Source organism: Rhodococcus sp. P-2 (assembly GCF_016598535.1).
GTDB classification, from domain to species: Bacteria; Actinomycetota; Actinomycetes; order Mycobacteriales; family Mycobacteriaceae; genus Rhodococcus_F; species Rhodococcus_F baikonurensis.
In genome coordinates this window covers 1,163,818-1,182,565 of the sequence record NZ_CP066779.1, presented here as the reverse complement: position 1 = coordinate 1,182,565, position 18,748 = coordinate 1,163,818, and the positions used below count along the sequence as shown (strand labels likewise).

Below are 18,748 nucleotides of genomic sequence, written 5' to 3'. Positions count from 1 at the left end.
ATCCAATATCCGGAAGCACAACCTGGCCCCGTCAACGGCCAGTTCTCGACCTCGCCCGCGATGCCGATGCAGACCTACGAACCCACGAATCGTGCAGGGTCGGTTCCGGATTCGCGAACTGGCGCTCCACAGTCCTTTCAGCACCCACAGTCCTTTCAGCACCCACAGCCCGTCCAGCACCCACAGCCCGTCCAGAGCGCGCCGCCCCTCCAGAACCAGCCCGCTCCGGCCGCGCGACCGTCCGCGGGACCACCCCAGCAACCACAGGCACTTTCTTCGCCTGCCGTTCAGCCACCCAACCCCGAGATTCGGCAGTTCGGCCACCCTGGCGCTGCGCCGGTGCAGAACGGCCACACCCTGCAATACGGTCAACCGCTGCAGAACGGGCAGGCGCTGCAGAACGGGCAGGCGATACCGAACGGACAGGCGCTGCCGAACGGACAGGGGCTGCCAGTTGCTCCGGCGGCGCCGGTTCACCCTCAGATGCAGCAGACCGGATTCAACTCCGCTCCCGGCAATCTCCCTGAGCAGGCTCTCCCCATGACGGCACAAGACCTTTCGGCCGCGCTGCTCGTCAAGCCCGTTCGACCCGCCCCGGCCGGTGGTTGGCGCAAGGCGTTGTACACGATGTCCGGCCGATCGGTGAACCTTGGAAACGGTGCAAAGGATCAGCATGTCGTCGAGTTGACGCGCCAGATCAACCAGCCCCTGCAGGGCTGCTACAAGGTTGCGGTTCTCAGTCTCAAAGGTGGCGTCGGCAAAACCACGACCACCGCGACGCTGGGATCGATGTTCGCGTCGATTCGCGGTGATCGCGTCGTCGCAGTCGATGCAAACCCCGACAGAGGAACCTTGAGCCAGAAGATCCCGCTCGAGACTCCGGCAACAGTGCGGAACCTGCTGCGCGACGAGAACAGCATCGAGAAGTACAGCGACGTCCGTGGTTACACATCACAAAATCGCCACCGACTCGAAGTGCTTGCATCCGACAGTGATCCAGCAGTTTCAGAGGCCTTCAGCGGCGGGGACTACACGCGTACTGTCGACATGCTCGAAAAGTTCTACAGCATCGTTTTGACGGACTGCGGTACCGGATTGATGCACTCGGCGATGCAGGCCATTCTCGAAGGTGCGGACTCGTTGATCGTCGTCAGTTCCGGATCCGTCGACGGTGCACGTAGCGCCTCCGCAACACTGGACTGGCTCGATGCTCACGGTTACAGCAGGTTGGTCGCCACGTCCGTAGCCGTCATCAATGCGGTACGCCCTCGCTCGGGCAAGGTTGATCTGCCACGGGTCGTCGAGCATTTCGAGCAGCGCTGTCGAGCGGTGAGACTTATTCCGTTCGATCCGCATCTGGAAGAAGGTGCCGAAATCGATCTGGACCGGCTGCGTCCAGGCACCCGCCAAGCGGTGTTGGAATTGGCCGCGGTGGTTGCACAGGACTTTCCCACCTCCCCGTTCGGCGTTCCGGGGCGGTAAGCGGTAGCCGGGTGAGCCCGGACGCTACGTCGACGTGTCAGTCGGCGGTACGTCCGGACCTTCCGTGCGCTTGCGTCGTGTTTGCTGGTTCACATTCCACAGGAATTCGGGATCGTCGTCCGGCCCGCGCACGCCGCTCACCGGGGTACGCGTCGACGGATCGGGCCCGAATGCCTTCCACATCAGAACGATCAATGTCACCAAACCCACCAACGCCAACAGATACAACACGGCGCACCTCCTCAGGGAACTGAGGTCGAGCCTACTCAGTCTCCGGCCCGCTTCACCAGAAGCGGTGTGGAGAAGGGTTTCGGTTCAGTGCGTCAGTGCTGTATCTGTCGGGTGCTGCAAGATCTGTCGGGTGCTACAAGTACTTCGAAGTGAGCTGAAGTTGCTCAGTTGTTGTCCGCTTCGGTGGTCAGTGAGCGCAGAAGCTGCATGACCTCGGTCTCACGGAATCGACGATGTCCCCCTGGCGTGCGAAGCGAGCCCAGACGTCCTGCGTGTGCCCAGCGGGTCACGGTCTTGGGATCGACATGAAACAATGCCGCTACCTGTCCTGGCGTCATGAGTGCGTCTGCGGCGGTATTGAAGGTTGGTGCGCTCATTGTGAGGTCCTCCATGTTGATGTCGAACGTTGACGAGCAGTGACTCTGAACAGTGATACCGAACCGGTGTGTCGAGCAGTTGCCAAAAACCTGCGTCGAGTTTGTTTCGAAGTCCTTCGCTCACATTCGACCGTTTTCTGAGTGGTAGCGCAATGTTTGCACAGATATAGCCGGGTAGTCGATCTTTCAAGACAAAGTAATGTTTAAGTAAAGGACAAAATGGATATAGCGGGCTTGATCCCACCCGCATTCGGAATGGGTAACCTGAGAGGGTGAGCCAGTTGTCTGAAAACCCCGAAAATGTTCCTTCTGAGCCGGTCAAAGCCAGTAAACCCTCCGCAAACTCTGCGCAGGCAAAGTCGACTGCCGGGCCGGTGACCAAGGGTCAACTGGCCCGCGACGTGGTGCTGTACTCGGTCGCTCGACTGCTCTTGGTCGTCGTGATCGGTGCCGTCATCATCGGCGGTGGAAAGCTCGCCGGCACTGACGTTCCCCTGATCGTCGCGGCACTGTTCGCAGTTCTGATCGCGCTGCCACTGTCGCTGCTGCTCTTCGCGAAACTCCGCAAGCGTGTCAATGCGGGCATCGCGGCCGTCGACGCCCAGCGCCGGTCCGATCGTGACGATCTTCGCTCCAAGCTGCGCGGGGACGGGCGGTGACCACGGGGTCGCTCGACGTCGATCGTCGGACGTCACGCCAGTGGGTCGACAACGCGGTGCGGTTGATCGAAGCCGACGCGCAACGCAGCGCGGACACTCACCTGCTGCGGTATCCGCTACCGAGTAACTGGACCGTCCAGCTCTATCTGAAGGACGAGTCGACCCACATCACGGGGAGTCTCAAGCATCGACTCGCGCGGTCGCTTTTCCTGTACGCGATCTGCAACGGCTGGGTTACCGAAGAGACCACCGTCATCGAGGCGTCGTCCGGTTCGACGGCTGTCAGCGAGGCGTATTTCGCGAAGTTGCTCGGCCTGGATTTTGTCGCGGTGATGCCCGCGAGTACGAGTCCCGCCAAGATCGCATTGATCGAGGCGCAGGGTGGACGTTGTCATTTCGTGAGCGATCCGTCCTCGATCTACTCGGAATCGCATCGGCTCGCGAGTGAGTCGAACGGCCACTACATGGACCAGTTCACCCATGCCGAGCGCGCAACGGACTGGCGCGGAAACAACAACATCGCCGAATCCATCTTCACTCAGCTCGAGCACGAGGAAAACCCGATTCCCGACTGGGTCGTCGTCGGAGCCGGGACCGGCGGAACCGGCGCCACGATCGGCCGCTTCCTTCGCTACCGGAAATTCGACACCGGACTGTGCGTCGTGGACCCGGAGCACTCCGTGTTCTTCGACGCGTGGCGGGCCGGCGATCCGTCGATCGTCGGTACTCGGGGTTCCCGGATCGAGGGCATCGGCCGTCCGCGCGTCGAACCGTCGTTTGTCGGTCAGGTGGTCGACCGAATGATCAAGGTCCCTGATGCAGGCTCGATCGCGGCTGCACGGCACGCCAGCGCCGCCCTGGGGCGCAAAGTCGGCGGCTCGACGGGTACGAACCTGTGGGGCGCCTTTGCGTTGATCGCGGAGATGATGGCGGCCGGACGCAGCGGCAGCGTCGTCACGCTGCTGTGCGACGGCGGAGAGCGTTATTCGGGCACGTACTACAACGACGAATGGGTGGCGTCGGAAGGGATCGACCTGCTCGGTCCGACGGCCGTGCTGGACGAGTTCGTACGGTCGGGTGCTTGGACGGCGAATTCCTGAGCCGTGTACTTCTGCGCTGGTGACACGTGACCACGGGCGGGGCGGCTCATCGTCACGCGTGGCCAGGCATCCAGCCCGGACGATTGCTCGTCGGTTCTGATGCGGATCAGTCCGGGGGAGAGCCTGTTCTCGGCCAGGCGCACGAACCCGAGTCGCTCGTAGTACGGCGCGTTCCACGGGACGTCGACGAAAGTCGTCAGAGTCACGAGATCGTGGTGATGGTCCGCCGCCCATTCGGTGACGGCGTCGATCAGCTGGGCGCCGAGGCCTTGGCGGGCATGATCGGGGTGAACGGAAACCTGCTCGATGTGTGCGCCGCCGTCCACGATTTCGACGAGTGCGTACGCCACGGGTACGTCGTTAGCGTCGGTCTGAACCCAGATGTGCTCGGCCGCGAGGAAATCGTTCAACTCGTCGAGCGTGGGCGGTGGATCGTCTGCGATGGCGTCCATCCCGATGTCTCGGAACGGTTCGCCCGCGGCGATCTCGATCTGTTGCAGTGCGGGTAGGTCGGTGGATATGGCCGAGCGGATCACAGAAACCGTTTTACCTCGAGAGCGGAGTTTCGCCCAGCGCTACGCCGTGTGAAACACAAACCTACGCAACCGTAGGTTGTGTATCGTTTGTCCAAGGGGCACTTCTCCAGCGAGGGCGGATCATGGGCAATCCTGAAGTTTCACTCGACAATTACGAAGCGGTGTACGAGTACTACCGCAGCCATCAGCAGAACCGGTTTGTGGCGAAGCTCGCCTACGCCGCCTTGGCGCTGAAGTACCGCCCGCGAGTGCGATACGCGCCGGGGGCGGAGGCTGCGCTGAAGACTCTGCTCGAGCGCAAGACGCAATTGGTCGTGGCGGTCAATCATCTGACGGAGAGCGACCAGTTCACGCTCGCCGCGACCGCGTGGCGCACTCCGTTGCGCCGAGTGATCGGACGGACCAGGGTCCTCGCCAAAGACGAACTCTTCGTTGATCCCTCACAGCGCAAGAAGATCGACATGATGGGCAGTATCCCGGTTTTTCGCAGCAAGAACTACGGCCTTCGCGCTGTTTCGGATGCCGGCCGAGTGATGATGGACGTCGCGGCGGAGCGTCTGGGCAATGGCGATTGTCTGGCGATTTTTCCCGAGGGGACGTGCAATACCGAAGATCCGACGCAGTTGCAGCATGTCAACAGCGGAATCGGCCACATCGTGGCCCGGGCCGAGAAGTTGGGGTGCTCGCCGGCTCTGGTGTCGATCGGCATCAACTACGGCCCGGTTTCCGGTGACGTCAAGGCGGCGAGTGTCTTTGTCGGAATGCCGGTGACCGAACTTCCGGACAAGCCGATGGATATCGCCCGAACTGTGCAGGCTGATCTGCAGGTGGCAGTGAACGGGGCAGTCGCAGGGTACTGAGGCATGTTGTCAATTTTGGTTGACAGATTCCGTGTGTCAACCTAAATTGACAACATGACCGAAGCAACCTCTCTAGCCGCTGCCGCCGGCAGCCCGGATCCCACCGAGGGATTGCGTGCCGTTCGAGCGCTGCGACGTCTGCTCGACAAACTCGAGGCCATTCAGGTCGCCAATGCGCGCCGGCACGGATGGTCCTGGCAGGCGATCGCGGAAGCTCTCGAGGTCAGCCGTCAAGCCGTCCACAAGAAATATGCGTCCGCGCAGTCGGAATCGATGCTGCGTTCACTGCGCGAGAAGGGCAGGTAAGTGCCATGTTCGAAAGGTTCTCCGCGCAGGCGAGGGGAGTAGTCGTCGATGCTGTCGCCGGATCCGGTCCTGTCACGCCGACGGAACTTCTGACCGCCCTGCTCACCGCTGATCGGGGCATCGCCACCGAGGTGCTCACCGAGTCGGGTGTCACCCTCGACGCGATCCGCCGCGCCGGCGCCGGCGCGAAAGGCGGTGACTCGAAGGGCGGTGACTCGCACAACCTCGACGACGACGCCGAGATACTCAAGTCGATCGGCATCGATCTCGATGCGGTGCGGGAAAGTCTGGAGCAGTCGTTCGGTGAAGGTGTGCTTGACGAGACTCCTGTGCCGGACGGTGTCGATACTTCGCGGAAAGGCCGATTCGGGTTTCCTCGATCGCGATTCGAGAAGGACTCCAAGAAGGTGTTGGAACTCTCGCTCCGTGAAGCGCTCGCGCACAAGGACAACCGAATCGGTGCCGAACACATCCTGCTCGGCATCCTGCGTGTCGCCGACGGGCCCACCCGTCAGGCCCTCGAAACGCAGGTCACGATGTCGGTGATCCGTGAGCGATTGGAAGCGAAGATGAATCGCGCCGCCTAGATTCGGCACGGCTCCGCATGCACGGGGCGGGATGTGCCAGCATTCAGACATGACATTTCTGGCACGTCTCATCATCAACGGCATAGCCATCTGGCTGGCGTCGGCGTGGGTCACCGGCATCACGATCGCCAACCACGACAACGGCACCTGGGGCACGGTTCTCGTGATCGCGGTGATCGCCTTGATCTTCACGGTGGTCAACGCCTTCATCAAGCCGGTAGTGCAGCTTCTCTCGCTACCGCTGCTCATCCTGACTCTCGGACTGTTCACACTCGTGATCAACGCCCTGATGCTGATGCTGACGGCGTGGATCTCGTCCGGAACGTCCTACGGCTTGACGGTCGACGGCTTCTGGACGGCAGTCTGGGGCGCGCTGATCATCTCGATCGTGAACTTTCTGCTCAGCGCGTTCGTCCCCGACAACCGTTGAGTACGGCGAAGTTCAGGCGAGACTGAGCGCAACTGCGGTCGCGGCACCCCAGACGAGCATGGCGAGTCCGGTGTCGCGCAACGCGGGGATCAGAGCCATTCCCTGGCCCCCTGAACGCAGCGGGGCGTTGGCTCGGATTGCGAGTGGCAACGCGAGCAATCCGAGCAATGCCCACGGAGTACGCAGGATCAGCAGCAGGGTCGCGACGAACGGGACGGCCAGCAGGATCACGTGCAGCGTGCGGGTCTTCGCGTCGCCGAGTCGGACTGCGAGAGTGATCTTTCCGGACTCGGTGTCGGTCGGGATGTCCCGAAGATTGTTGGCGACAAGCACTGCGCTCGAGAACGAACCGATGGCGATCGCTCCGGCCAGTCCGGCCAGGTCCACCCGCTCGGCCTGCACGAACTGAGTTCCCAGCACTGCAATCAACCCGAAGAAGATGAACACGGCGATCTCGCCGAACCCGCTGTATCCGTACGGCTTCGTGCCGCCGGTGTAGAACCACGCACCGATGATGCAGAACACTCCGACCGCGACCAGCCACCAGGCCGTGGTCGCAGCCAGAACGAAACCGGCTACCGCGGCAACGGCGAAGCAGCTGATCGCGGCGGCCTTCACCGCTCCGGGACTGACCAACTTCGATCCGACCAAGCGCAGTGGCCCGACGCGGTCGTCGTCCGTTCCGCGGATTCCGTCGGAGTAGTCGTTCGCGAAATTCACCCCGACGATCAAGGCCAAGGAGACGATCAGTGCCAGGAGCGCCTTCCACCACACTGCGAGGTCCAGTGACGCCGCGGCTCCGGTGCCGACCAGCACGGGCGCAATCGCGTTCGGGAGTGTGCGCGGCCTCGCGCCTTCGATCCATTGAGCAGCTGTTGCCATACGACGATCTTTGCACTGTGCAATACGATCGAACGCGGTGGATCAGCACATGACTCGAGACGTGAGTGAGCGCGCCAGGTACGCGCAGTCGGGCGCAGACCTGGCAGACATTGCCTTGCTCGGACCCGTTTCGACCAAAGTGGGCGATCGTCTGGTGCCCCTCCCTGGGCCGCGAGCTCGAACTCTCCTGGTGGCGCTGGCTCGCAATCCCGGTGAGCCACGTACCGCGCAGAGCCTGATCGGCGACGTCTGGGGGCTGGAGCCGCCGCGCTCACCGATGAACGCGCTCCACACTCAGGTCTCGCGCCTGCGATCTGCACTCCCGGACGGGGCCCTCGAGGTGACGGCGGCCGGATACCGGCTCACTCTCGCTCGGGAGCGTGTCGACCTGGCCAGGGCAGCGGACGCGGCCCGTCGGTTGCGCTCGGGCGGCGCCGACGCGTCCGAGGCGCTTGCCGTCACGACCGACGCGCTGCGCCTGTGGCGCGGTACCCCCGGAAGCGACGTCGTCGGCGACGTCGCAGATCGCCTCGCGCTCGACGCGGGCCGCGTGTACGACGAACTGGAGTCGGCGCAGATCGACGCATTCCTCACGTTGGGGGAGTACGCGGCAGCCATTCCACTGGTGCGAGGACGGCACCTGGCGAGTCCATTCGACGACACGGCAGCCGAAGCACTGATGCGCGCGCTCGCCGGAGCCGGCCGCGTCAACGAGGCACTGGAGGTGTTCGCAGAGTTTCGAAACCACCTCGCCAACCGTCTGGGCGCTGATCCGTCACCTGCGCTGGTGACTCTGAACGCAGAACTTCTGGGCGCGCCGGCAGCTACACCACGGGCTGCGCGTGCGATCGGTCTACGCGCTGCCCCCAACACCTTGCTCGGTCGCGATGGTGACATCGACCAGATCGAATCCTTGCTCGCCCGCTCTCGCGTCGTCACGATTCTCGGACCCGGCGGTGCCGGAAAAACCCGCCTCGCACACGAATTGGGCCTGCGCGCATCCGTGAACCGGCCTGGCGTCTCGGTGGTACTCGTGGAGCTGGCGTCGTTGCGCAGCAGCGAAGACGTGATCGCGGCCATCGGCGGCACCCTCGGAATCAGCGAATCCGATCTGGCGCCAGGCAAATTGACCGTCGGCCGGACGCATTCGGCGCGAGAGCGACTCAAAGAGGCGCTGTCGGCCGGTCCGATGTTGCTCATCCTCGACAACTGCGAGCACGTGATCGGCGCGTGTTCGGAGATCGTGGCCGAGATGATCGCGGCCGGTCCTCAGTTGACGGTACTGACCACCAGTCGATCTCCGCTCATGATCAGTGCCGAGGCGGTGTACCCGTTGCCGCCGTTGGCGATCGACGACGGAACCGGGTCGGCAGTCGAACTCTTCTCGGCGAGAGCCCGCGCGGTGCGGCCGTCGGTTCATCTGGACCTCGACGCGGTCGTCAAGCTGTGTACGACGCTCGACGGACTCCCGTTGGCGATCGAGCTCGCTGCCGCTCGGGTCCGCACGATGAGCGTCGACGAAATCGGTTCGAGACTGCGAGATCGGTTCGCGTTGTTGCGCTCCGACGATCCGACGTCTCCGGACCGGCATCGGACGCTGCACGCGGTGATCGACTGGAGTTGGAATCTGCTGGGCAGCGGGGATCAGATCGCGCTGCGTCGGCTGTGCCGATTCCCGGCAGGCTTCACGCTTTCTTCGGCGCAGGCAGTTGCAGGGTGGGGCGAGCTGACCGATGTGGCGGGCGCCGTCGAAGCTCTGGTCAATCAGTCGCTTCTTTCCGTCAGCGACGGACAGGGCGATCTTCGGTACTACATGCTCGAGACGGTCCGTGAATACGGCGAGGAGCAACTCGCCGCGTCCGGGGAGGGGCCGGAAGTGATTCGGCGCCTAGACGACTGGGCGATCGCGATCGCCGAGGACGCCGTCGTGCGATCACGAACGGACCAGCTTCGCCTGATTGCCGACTTGGACGCCGAGCACGACAACCTTCTCGCTGTTCTTCGCTGGGCCGTGGAGCGCGGCGACGCGGTTACGGTGGCCAACGTCTTTCCCGTCCTCGCGATTCTGTGGGCCGTACGAGGATCGAACTCGGAAATCTCGAACTGGGCGTCGAAGATCGTGGGGGCGACCGCGGACAACGATCTGCGCGACGTGAATGCGGAACTGGTCGGCGCGACGTTCATCCTGGTGGCGATGCATCTCTTCTTCGGGGAGGCCGATCGAAACCATGCCCGTGCTCGGGTCCGCCTTCGAAAGCTGTTGCGTGAGCGCGATGATCTCGGTCCGCTGTTCGCATTTCTGATCAAGCTGACCACGAGTGGGATCGCCAACCACAAACTTGCGCGGTTGGTGGCCGAAGGCGTTCGCAGTTCCGATCCCGAGACCCGAATGGCGGCGCTGTCGGCGCGTTCGAACATGCGGGAGAACATCGGAGATCTGCGCGGTGCATTGCTGGACGGCGAGGCGTTGTTCGACTACGCCACCAGCATCGGTGACGAGTGGGGTCTGGCGATGGCGGCCCAACATGTCGGGTCGGTTCACAGCCAATCCGCCCGCTACGGCGAGGCCATCGAGTTCTACGCGATCGCGGCGGCGTCGATGGAACGTCTCGGTGCGCGTGACGAGGCGATGCAGCTCATCTGCTTTCAAGCCGGAGCAATGATCGCGGCCGGTGACACCGCTGGTGGTCGGGTACTTCTCGATCGGGCACGCCCGGCCTTGGCCCACTCGGGTGGGACCGGAGCCATCGAAACCGATCAACGGCGCGCGGCGCTCATGGCGAGTATCGCCGAGGCGGATCTCGCGGACGGCCGTATCGAGGACGGCCTGGCTCGGTATCGAGAAGCGCTGGAGCTGTTGGGTTCTGCGATCGAGAACATCTTCGGTGATCCCTTCGTCGTTCTGCTCGGTGCCGCGGCCGTGTGCGCTCACGCGGTTCACGGCCGGCACGAACTCGTGGCGGGTCGCGTTCTGCAGATGAAGGAGTCGAGTGCTCTCAAGCTCGATCCCAACGGTTACGCGGACCTGCCGCTCGCGGGTTCGTTGGCGTCGGCGATCGGGTCGTTCGATCTTGTGACGGGCAACATCGACCGCGGGGTCGAACTGATGGCACTGTCGTTGAAAATGCCGGGGAGACAGGACTTCGTCTCGCTCCACCATGCGCGCCTGTCCGACTTCGCTGTCGGTGTGGTCGGATCCGACAGGTGGTCTGTGGAAACCGAGAAGGTGTCGGGCTACTCGCGCAGAGCGGTCCGCGAAGCAGTGTTGGCTGCGCTTCGCGGACCGGTGCTGGACTAGAGCTGGACGATGTTGCGGGACTTACGTCTTGCGCATGTACATCCGGACGGTCAGAGGTGCCATGACGGCAACGATCACCGCGGCGCCGACCAAGGACCAGACCACGTGGATGCCGAAATGGCCGTCGTTGGCCAGCTCGCGAACCGCGGTCACCAAGTGCGAGACCGGATTGACGTTGACGAACTTCTGAAGCCAGCTCGGCATGGTGGCAGGATCGACGAACGCATTCGACAGGAATGTCAGCGGGAACAGCACGAGCATCGAAACGCCCTGCACCGTGGATGCTTTGTTCATCAGCACGCCCATGAGGGCGAAGATCCAGCTGATGGAGAACGCACACACCATGACCAGGATCGCAGCGGACAGGATGCCGACCACGCCGCCTGCCGGGCGGTATCCCATCGCGAAACCGACGATGAACGTGATCGTCGTGGCGATGCCGTAACGCACGACGTCGGCGAGCAATGCACCGGACAGCGGGGCGATGCGCGCGATAGGAAGGGACTTGAAGCGGTCGAACACACCCTTGTCCATGTCTTCACGAAGCTGGGTGCCCGTGACGATGGAACCGGTGATGACGGTCTGAACGAGAATGCCGGGGATGATCGTCGGCAGGTAGGCAGTCACGTCACCGGCGATCGCGCCGCCGAAGATGTAGGTGAACATCAACGTGAAGATGATCGGCTGGATGACGACGTCGAACAGTTGCTCGGGGTTGTGCTTGATCTTGAGAATTCCGCGGTACGCCATCGTGAACGTGTTCGCGAAGCTCTGCTGCAGACTGATCCGGCGGGGCGCAGAGTCCGGTTGCGCAATCGGCGACCGGGGTTTGGTGAGGGTGGTTGTCATGCGACGCTCCGATCGGAGTCGTTGTCGGACTGGGCGTCGTTGCGTCCACCGTCTTCGGGCTGGTGCCCGGTGATGGTTAGGAACACTTCGTCCAGGCTGGGTTTCTGTACGTTGATCTCGTCGACGGCGATACCTTGCTCGCGCAGGCGGATCAACAGGTCCGCGGTGATCGACGGGTCGCTCAGCGGGGCGGTGATCCGACCGACCTCGGGCGTGACACCCACCTCGACGCTCAGCGCAGCGGCGATGAGCGAGCGAGCTTCCTCGGTTCGATCACGATCGACCAACTTGAGCTGTAGCGAAGAGATCCCGACCGACGCCTTGAGTTCGTCGGCGGTGCCGTTGGCGATCACGCGGCCGCGGTCGATCACCGCGATGCGATCGGCCAACTGATCGGCCTCGTCGAGGTACTGCGTGGTGAGCAACACCGTCGAACCCTCGGCGACGAGTCGCCGGATGGTCACCCACATCTGGGCGCGGGTGCGCGGATCGAGGCCGGTGGTGGGCTCGTCGAGGAACAGCAGCGGCGGGCGAGCGATCAGGCTGGCCGCCAGATCCAGGCGTCGACGCATACCGCCGGAGAAGTTCTTCAGCGGTTTGGTTGCGGCCTCGACCAGGTCGAACTCCTCGAGGAGTTCGAGGGACTTGCTGCGTGCGTCGCGGCGGCTCAGACCGAGTAGTCGCGAGAAGATCACGAGGTTTTCGGTTGCAGTGAGGTCCTCGTCGACGGAGGCGTACTGCCCGGTGACGCCGATCAGGGAACGGACCGCGGTGGGTTCACGGCTGACGTCGTGGCCGAAGATGCGTGCCTCACCGCCGTCGGGGCGTAGGAGGGTCGCGAGCATGCGGACGGTGGTGGTCTTGCCGGCACCGTTCGGCCCGAGGACGCCGAACACCGAGCCGGTGGGGACGGTCAGGCTGACGCCGTCGACCGCGCGGTGCTCGCCGAACTTCTTGACGAGTCCGTCGGCCTCGATGGCAAGAGGCGAAGCTGTGTGGTTCATGGAGTGAAGCTTGGCAGATCGATCTTGCATGGACCTTGCGTGGAACTTGCGGTTACTTGCACAGCGCGCGGGGTCGGTGCTCCACAACCGGCAAACACTCCCCAGACGGATCTTGCTCGTCGGTCCGCGGGCGCGGTGGCATCAGGCTCGCTGCATGGAAATTCTCACGCGGGCACAGGCACACCGCGACGGCACCAGCGACGAACAGTTGCAACGAGCGGTCAAGCGAGGTGAGCTGCACCGAATTGCGGCGGGGATCTACATGCGGGCCGATCACTTCCGCGAACTCGATGCGAGAGCACGCCATCGCTGCGCTGTCATGGCAGCCGCCGAAACCTGTGGACCCGGCGCAATCGTGAGCCATGCTTCGGCAGCTGTCATGCACGGATTGGATTGCGGCGGATTGCGATTGGACACCGTACACATGACGCGTAGCCGACCCTCGGGTGGGCGGAAGAGCCAGACCTTGCATCTTCACCCGGCGGTGGTCCCGCCCGAGGAAGTCGTGCTGATCGACGGTGTCGCAACCACGTCGTTGGCGCGAACGTTCGTAGACCTCGCGCGGACGACGTCGTTCGAGAACGCCGTGGTGATCGGTGATTGCGCCCTGCGACGCGGGATGAGACGTGAGGACGTCGACGCCTCTCTCGATCATGCGCGCGGACGGCTGGGGATGAGCCGGGCGCGGGTCGTGGCCGAGTTCGTCGAACCGGGTGCCGAGAGTCCCGGGGAGTCCATCAGCCGCGTACGGATGCGCGACGACGGTTGGCCGAAGCCGACCTTGCAGCACGAGATCCGTCACGGTGGACGGTTTGTCGGAAGGGTCGACTTCTTTTGGAAAGAGCACGGTGTGGTGGGCGAGTTCGACGGGATGGTCAAGTACCGCGGCGACGATCCGGGTAGGGCGGTGGAGCGCGAGAAACTGCGCGAGGACGCGATTCGGGACGCGGGGTTCGAGGTGTTCCGGTGGGTATGGGCGGATCTGCGCGACTTCGAACGCGTGCGGGAAGGTTCGAGCGGGCTTGCCTCCGCGGAGCCGCGCGCTGATTGTGCAGCCGCGGCGCTGATCAGGCCTGCGGCTGAAGAAACGTGCTGCGGCTGCTAGCTGAACCGAGCAACCAGGGCGGCGCGATCGAGCTTGCCCGGGCCACGGAGGGGGAGCGCGTCCACGACGAACAACTCGCGCGGCGCTGCGGTCACGTCGAGTGTCCGCTGAGCATGTGTGCGCAACTCCTCGAGCGTCGGAGCTTCGCCCTCGGCGACGACGACGGCCACCACCCGCTGCCCGAGTCGCCGGTCTTCGATGCCGATCACCGCGCACTCGCGAACGGCGGGGTGATCGGCCAGCGCGGCCTCGACGACCTGCGGTACGACGGTCAGTCCGCCGGTGGAGATTGCCTCGTCCAACCGGCCGCTGATACGCAGAACTCCGTCGACCACTGATCCGGCGTCGTCGGTCCGGAACCATCCGGGTTCGGCGAACGCGGGGTGGTCGGGAAGCCCACGATACCCGGACGCGAGCATCGGTCCACCCAGTAGAACCCGGCCGTCGTCGATGCGAATCCTTGCCCCGGACAACGGGATTCCGTCGTACACGCAGCCGCCGGAGGTCTCGCTCATCCCATAGGTGCGGACGACGGTGATGCCCGCTTCGGTGGCCTGCGCGAGCACCGGCGCAGGCGTCGCAGCGCCGCCGAGCAGAACGGCGTCGAGCGAAGCCAACGCCTCGACCGCGGCGCGATCACCGAGTGCCTTGACCAACTGCGTCGGCACCAACGAGGTGTAGCGGCGCGGTCCGCTCATCGCGGCGACGGCGCCCGGAAGCGCTGCCGGGTCGAAACCCGCACTGACGTCGACGATCACCGGCTGTGTTCCGGCGAGCACACTGCGCAACAGAACCTGCATACCGGCGATGTGGTGCGGGGGCAGGACCAGCAACCAGGATCCGGTGCCGCCGAGGCGTTCGTGGGTCGCGTCGCCGCTGGCTCGCAGTGCGGCCGCGGTGAGCATTGCCCCTTTGGGAGTGCCGGTGGTTCCCGACGTGGCGACTACCAGCGAAATACCGTCGTCGATGGGCTGATCGGGGAGCAGAGCGTCGCTCAGGCGAGCTGTCTCGCGTGCGTCGGTCGCCGGGACGGGGAGCACGGCGTCGTGCTCGCCGCCCAGGATCTGCGCGATGCGCGGCAATACCTCGAAGACCGCCTCGCCCTGCGGAACCGCGAGCGTGCGAAGAACGTTCACCGGATGTCCGGCCCGGCAAGCGGCCAACCACCGTCAGCCAGATGGCTTCGCACGCGGTCGACGTCGGTTTCGAGAGGCATCTCGTTGGTGATCTTCGTGATGAGGACCTGGATGTCGGTCTTCTCGATAGGCAGATCGCCGTCCTCGATCAACGCGTCGGCGACGGCGTCGACCTCGGATTCGGAGAGTCTGCGGGTGAGGAGCGCGAAGAGCGGGATGTAGTCCTGTTCGGGGACGCCGTTGGGATAGCCGGCCCGCAACCAGCCGACTATCGACGTGAGGAAGGGCGGAAGGGCCATGACGTCAGCTCACGTCTCGAACTTCGTTGTCGGCGTCCGCGTCTTCGATAACCGGCCATCCACCTGCGCGCAGTCTTTCGGTGACACGATCGACGTCGTCCTCGGACGGCTCCTCGTTGAGGATTCCCTCGATGATGGCGCGGATGGTGTCGTAGTCGACGTGCCGGTCCGGTACCTCGTGTGCGGACTCGATGGACATCGAAACGACCTGCTCGATCTCCTCGTCGGTCAGACGACGACGGAGAACCGCGAGCAGCGCGAAATGATCCTTGTCCGGGATGCCCTCGGGGTACCCGGCACGCAGCCAGTCGAGCACGCTGCGCAATGAATACTTGCTCAAATCCTCGGCCTCATTTTCGTTTCGGTGGTTTCAGTGGTGTACCGCGACGACCACTCAGAAGACGTGTATTCCGAACGTGCTGGCCAAGAAGTTCTTCATCAACAACAGTATTCCGGCGAAGATCGTGACGAGCACGACCGCAAAACAGAGGTACGCACCCATTTTACCCAGGGTGGACGGTCCTTCGGTGCCGTCGGCGTTCGGCAGGCTCAGTGACTTGAGGCCGAAGGCGAAGATCGCCGGAAGTCCCGCTCCGAAGAGCAGTCCGACTGCCACTACCTGCCAGAGCGAATCGAGGGTATCGGTGAGTAGATGCATTCTCTTGCGCCCCTTTCAGGAGTTGCGGGTGGCTTCGGTGGACGGAGTGGGTTCGGCTGCCGGGATCTCGGCAACTGCCGCATCTGAATTCTCGTCCCATTCGGCAGTCACGTTCGCCGCGTCTACGGGTTCCTTACGCGAGCGTATGTACATGAAGATCGCGAAGGCGATGAGTGCAGCGAAGACGACGAGCACGCCGGCCAGTCCGCCGATCAGATGCGCGAGTGCCCAACAAATGGCGCCGACGACCGCGGCCGACGGCAACGTGATCAGCCAGGCAGCGGCCATCCGGCCCGCGACGCCCCAGCGGACCTCGGCGCCCTTGCGGCCGATGCCGGTACCGAGGATGGATCCGGTGGCGACGTGAGTGGTCGACAGGGGGAGTCCGAGGTGGCTCGACGTGAGGATGATGGCGGCGGACGACGCTTCGGCAGCAAGTCCCTGCGGAGCGGCGATCTCGACGAGGCCCTTGCCCAGGGTGCGGATGATGCGCCAACCGCCGAGGTAGGTCCCGAGGGCGATCGCAACGGCACAGGTGAACTTCACCCAGAACGGCATCTCGGTCTCGGCGGTGATGGTGCCGTGAGCGACGAGGGCCAAAAAGATGACGCCCATCGTCTTCTGGGCGTCATTGGTGCCGTGTGCAAGTGAGATCAGTGAGGCGGTGCCGATCTGTCCGAAACGGAAACCGCGCTCGCGCTCGTCTTCCTTCACGGATGCGGTGATGCGGTACACGAGCTTGGTGCCGACGCCGGCGACCAGAGCCGCGACGACCGGCGCGAGGATTGCGGGGACGACGACCTTGGTCAGAACTCCACCCCACTCGACTCCGCCCATACCGATGGAGGCGATTGCGGCGCCGATCAATCCGCCGAACAGTGCGTGCGAGGAGCTCGACGGCAATCCGAGAAGCCACGTCGCCAGGTTCCAGATGATTCCGCCGACAAGACCGGCGAACACGATCAGAAGCAGATCCTGCCCGCTGACCGCGCCGAGGTTGACGACACCTTTGGCCACCGTCGCTGCCACCTCGACGGACAGGAACGCACCGACCAGGTTCAGGATCGCGGAAAGTGTGACCGCAACTTTGGGCTTGAGTGCACCGGTCGCGATGGAGGTGGCCATTGCGTTACCGGTGTCGTGAAAACCATTCGTGAAATCGAACGCGAGGGCGGTGACAACTACCACCAGGAGGATTACGAGCTCTGCGGTCACAACGTGAATTGTGCGTATCGAACGCGTAAAAGTACAGCGAACGGGATGCGAACAGGGGCTCCGTGGAGTACGTCCCCGTGCGTGGGCTGCGGCGCTGCCGTTCGCGATGTGTTCAGCGCCACGAAATCGGAACCCTGTGTGGGACCTCACTTTTTGGTCTCACTCACCGGGAAGGCGCATTCGGACCGTTTTAAACGCTGATTACCTACGGGCACCGAGCGCACCGGAACAGGGGTTTCACCCCTGTTTCTCGGTGTCTGTCAGTGAGAAGGAGAGCTCCGACCGTGAAGCCCAACAAGTCCACGAAGCTGATCGTGGCACTCGCCGCGACCGCCGTTCTGGCGTCAGCCTGCGCATCGAATCGTGGTGACGATCCCTACGCCGTCGCTGTCGGCGGATCCGGCGTCGGCGCCGACCTCGCGTCGAGCACCTCCGATGCGAAGTTCGGCACCCTCGATTCGCCGTGTGGCGAAGGCGACGCCACCGGCGCAACCGATCAAGGCGTCAGCGACACCGAGATCAAGATCGGGTTCGGTGACGACCGCGGGTACGTGAAGTCACCGGGGCTGAACAAGGAAATGAGCGATGCCGTCAACGCGCTCATCTCTTGGTGCAACGATCAGGGCGGCATCAACGGCCGCAAGGTCGTCGGTACCGACTACGACGCCGCGATGACGCAGGCCAACTCGGTCATGCAGGAAGCGTGCGCGAGTCAGTTCATGATGGTCGGGTACGGCTTCGCCATGGATCAGACCGCCGAGCAGACGCGTGTCGCCTGCAACCTGGTGTCCGTACCGGGCTTCACCGTCTCGCCGGACGCCGCGAACGGACCCATGACCTTCCAGGGAGTTCCGTTCCCCGTCGACTACGCGAACGGTTCGCAGTGGTTCCAGATGGCCGAGATGCACCCCGATCTGGTGAACGACTTCGACGTCGTCAACAGCACGATGCCCACGATCATCAGCTCCACCACGAAGATTCGTTCGATTGCCGAGGCCGCGGGCTTCAAGCTCAAGGATTGCGGCGTCACACTCAACTACGAGGGCGAATCGAGCTACGTGCCGTTTGCCGAGAAGTACAAGGAGTGCGGCGCGAAGGGTATCTGGACGTCACGATCGGCGAGCCCGTCGGAGCTGAACTTCGTGAAGGCCCTCGACCAGGTCGGGATCGACCCCGTCTTCTTCGGCGAAGCCACCTGGTACGGCGCGACCGTCTCGGATTGGAACAAGGACACCGGACTGCTCGACAACCTCAACGCGGGCATGACCTTCCAGATGCTCGAGAACGCGGACAAGGTGCCCGCAGTGAAGAAGTACGTGGATCTGGTCTCCGAGCAGGGCGGCAAGACGGCGCTCCTCGGGATGCAGGCGGCGTCGTCGTTCCTGTTGTGGGCCGCCGCCGCGGACGAGTGCGGCAGCGATCTGACGCGCCAGTGCATGGTCGACGAACTCTCGAACATTCACGAGTGGGACGGCGGCGGATTGCATGCCGTCACCGATCCCGGCAAGAACATGCCGGCCACCTGCGGCCTCATGACCTCGCTGAAGGGCAATACCTACGCGCAGGCGTTCCCGTCCACCGCGGGCGAATTCAAGTGCGACCCCAAGTACCTCGTCGCGACCGACAAGAGCACCTGGGGAACCGAACTCGGCGCTGACCGCGTGTCGACGAAGTACCAGAACGCCAACGTCATCAAGCCGCAGTCCTGATTCTTCCGACTCGGGCGGCGCGCGC

Annotated in this window: 21 protein-coding genes; 10 read left to right on the top strand and 11 right to left on the bottom strand. The window is 63.8% G+C overall.

The features are described 5' to 3' along the window. Positions 1 to 66: 66 nt before the first annotated feature. The gene (locus I7X09_RS05505; RefSeq protein WP_442800592.1) at positions 67 to 1,482 is read left to right on the top strand and encodes a nucleotide-binding protein; all 1,416 of its coding nucleotides are present in this window, start codon (positions 67 to 69) and stop codon (positions 1,480 to 1,482) included. A gap of 24 nt (positions 1,483 to 1,506) precedes the next feature. Here the strand turns inward: I7X09_RS05505 and I7X09_RS05500 are convergent, their stop codons facing one another. After that, positions 1,507 to 1,713 (bottom strand): hypothetical protein, encoded by a 207-nt coding sequence (locus I7X09_RS05500; protein ID WP_019744349.1) that lies wholly within the window; start codon positions 1,711 to 1,713, stop codon positions 1,507 to 1,509. A gap of 164 nt (positions 1,714 to 1,877) precedes the next feature. Further along, entirely contained in the window at positions 1,878 to 2,090 is a 213-nt protein-coding gene (locus tag I7X09_RS05495; protein ID WP_003942029.1) for a BldC family transcriptional regulator, read from the bottom strand. 272 nt (positions 2,091 to 2,362) lie between these two features. On the opposite strand from I7X09_RS05495, the gene I7X09_RS05490 reads away from it, so the two are divergent. Both I7X09_RS05490 and I7X09_RS05485 read left to right on the top strand, forming a co-directional pair. Then, the gene (locus I7X09_RS05490; RefSeq protein WP_095970361.1) at positions 2,363 to 2,749 is read left to right on the top strand and encodes a DUF4229 domain-containing protein; all 387 of its coding nucleotides are present in this window, start codon (positions 2,363 to 2,365) and stop codon (positions 2,747 to 2,749) included. Beyond that, positions 2,746 to 3,849 (top strand): PLP-dependent cysteine synthase family protein, encoded by a 1,104-nt coding sequence (locus I7X09_RS05485; protein ID WP_095970360.1) that lies wholly within the window; start codon positions 2,746 to 2,748, stop codon positions 3,847 to 3,849. The genes I7X09_RS05490 and I7X09_RS05485 overlap by 4 nt, the downstream gene beginning before the upstream one ends. On the opposite strand, the gene I7X09_RS05480 is transcribed toward I7X09_RS05485, so the two are convergent. Further along, positions 3,747 to 4,385 (bottom strand): GNAT family N-acetyltransferase, encoded by a 639-nt coding sequence (locus I7X09_RS05480; protein WP_200315935.1) that lies wholly within the window; start codon positions 4,383 to 4,385, stop codon positions 3,747 to 3,749. The genes I7X09_RS05485 and I7X09_RS05480 overlap by 103 nt on opposite strands. 122 nt (positions 4,386 to 4,507) lie before the next feature. Here I7X09_RS05480 and I7X09_RS05475 point away from each other — a divergent pair, with 122 nt between their 5' ends. From I7X09_RS05475 to I7X09_RS05460, 4 genes are read left to right on the top strand one after another with little or no spacing between them, the layout of a single operon-like run. After that, positions 4,508 to 5,245 carry a lysophospholipid acyltransferase family protein gene (locus tag I7X09_RS05475; protein ID WP_095970358.1) on the top strand — a complete coding sequence of 246 codons (738 nt, stop codon included), beginning with the start codon at positions 4,508 to 4,510 and terminating at the stop codon, positions 5,243 to 5,245. 54 nt (positions 5,246 to 5,299) lie between these two features. After that, on the top strand, positions 5,300 to 5,551 hold the full coding sequence (locus tag I7X09_RS05470) for an HTH domain-containing protein (RefSeq protein ID WP_095970357.1): 252 nt from the start codon (positions 5,300 to 5,302) through the stop codon (positions 5,549 to 5,551). Positions 5,552 to 5,556: 5 nt separating this feature from the next. Then, complete coding sequence (locus I7X09_RS05465) at positions 5,557 to 6,138, top strand: Clp protease N-terminal domain-containing protein (RefSeq protein ID WP_200315933.1); 582 nt, start codon at positions 5,557 to 5,559, stop codon at positions 6,136 to 6,138. Between the two features lie 49 nt (positions 6,139 to 6,187). Then, entirely contained in the window at positions 6,188 to 6,568 is a 381-nt protein-coding gene (locus tag I7X09_RS05460) for a phage holin family protein (protein ID WP_003941998.1), read from the top strand. A gap of 12 nt (positions 6,569 to 6,580) precedes the next feature. Here I7X09_RS05460 and I7X09_RS05455 read toward each other — a convergent pair whose 3' ends face one another. Then, the gene (locus I7X09_RS05455; protein WP_166811182.1) at positions 6,581 to 7,450 is read right to left on the bottom strand and encodes a 1,4-dihydroxy-2-naphthoate polyprenyltransferase; all 870 of its coding nucleotides are present in this window, start codon (positions 7,448 to 7,450) and stop codon (positions 6,581 to 6,583) included. A gap of 49 nt (positions 7,451 to 7,499) precedes the next feature. Between I7X09_RS05455 and I7X09_RS05450 the strand changes: the two genes are divergently transcribed. Then, positions 7,500 to 10,748 carry a BTAD domain-containing putative transcriptional regulator gene (locus tag I7X09_RS05450; protein ID WP_200315931.1) on the top strand — a complete coding sequence of 1,083 codons (3,249 nt, stop codon included), beginning with the start codon at positions 7,500 to 7,502 and terminating at the stop codon, positions 10,746 to 10,748. Positions 10,749 to 10,769: 21 nt separating this feature from the next. Here the strand turns inward: I7X09_RS05450 and I7X09_RS05445 are convergent, their stop codons facing one another. Both I7X09_RS05445 and I7X09_RS05440 read right to left on the bottom strand, forming a co-directional pair. Then, the gene (locus I7X09_RS05445) at positions 10,770 to 11,597 is read right to left on the bottom strand and encodes an ABC transporter permease (protein WP_095970354.1); all 828 of its coding nucleotides are present in this window, start codon (positions 11,595 to 11,597) and stop codon (positions 10,770 to 10,772) included. Further along, entirely contained in the window at positions 11,594 to 12,601 is a 1,008-nt protein-coding gene (locus I7X09_RS05440; protein ID WP_095970353.1) for an ATP-binding cassette domain-containing protein, read from the bottom strand. Before I7X09_RS05440 ends, I7X09_RS05445 begins: the two co-directional genes overlap by 4 nt. Before the next feature lie 154 nt (positions 12,602 to 12,755). Between I7X09_RS05440 and I7X09_RS05435 the strand changes: the two genes are divergently transcribed. Then, a complete protein-coding gene (locus I7X09_RS05435) occupies positions 12,756 to 13,706 on the top strand; it encodes a hypothetical protein (protein WP_234036803.1) in 951 nt (316 codons plus the stop codon). On the opposite strand, the gene menE is transcribed toward I7X09_RS05435, so the two are convergent. Genes menE through I7X09_RS05410 form a run of 5 tightly spaced genes read right to left on the bottom strand, consistent with a single transcriptional unit; the run spans position 13,703 to position 17,014 of the window. After that, positions 13,703 to 14,842, bottom strand: coding sequence for an o-succinylbenzoate--CoA ligase (gene menE / locus I7X09_RS05430; protein WP_200315929.1), 1,140 nt, complete (start codon positions 14,840 to 14,842; stop codon positions 13,703 to 13,705). The two genes, I7X09_RS05435 and menE, sit on opposite strands and share 4 nt — an antisense overlap. Then, on the bottom strand, positions 14,839 to 15,141 hold the full coding sequence (locus tag I7X09_RS05425) for a DUF3349 domain-containing protein (RefSeq protein WP_095970351.1): 303 nt from the start codon (positions 15,139 to 15,141) through the stop codon (positions 14,839 to 14,841). Before I7X09_RS05425 ends, menE begins: the two co-directional genes overlap by 4 nt. 4 nt (positions 15,142 to 15,145) lie before the next feature. Beyond that, a complete protein-coding gene (locus tag I7X09_RS05420) occupies positions 15,146 to 15,481 on the bottom strand; it encodes a DUF3349 domain-containing protein (protein ID WP_095970350.1) in 336 nt (111 codons plus the stop codon). 54 nt (positions 15,482 to 15,535) lie between these two features. Then, entirely contained in the window at positions 15,536 to 15,799 is a 264-nt protein-coding gene (locus I7X09_RS05415; RefSeq protein ID WP_003942079.1) for a hypothetical protein, read from the bottom strand. 15 nt (positions 15,800 to 15,814) lie between these two features. Next, positions 15,815 to 17,014 carry an inorganic phosphate transporter gene (locus tag I7X09_RS05410; RefSeq protein WP_095970349.1) on the bottom strand — a complete coding sequence of 400 codons (1,200 nt, stop codon included), beginning with the start codon at positions 17,012 to 17,014 and terminating at the stop codon, positions 15,815 to 15,817. 284 nt (positions 17,015 to 17,298) lie between these two features. Here I7X09_RS05410 and I7X09_RS05405 point away from each other — a divergent pair, with 284 nt between their 5' ends. Next, the gene (locus I7X09_RS05405) at positions 17,299 to 18,723 is read left to right on the top strand and encodes an ABC transporter substrate-binding protein (RefSeq protein WP_124568215.1); all 1,425 of its coding nucleotides are present in this window, start codon (positions 17,299 to 17,301) and stop codon (positions 18,721 to 18,723) included. Positions 18,724 to 18,748 lie beyond the last annotated feature (25 nt).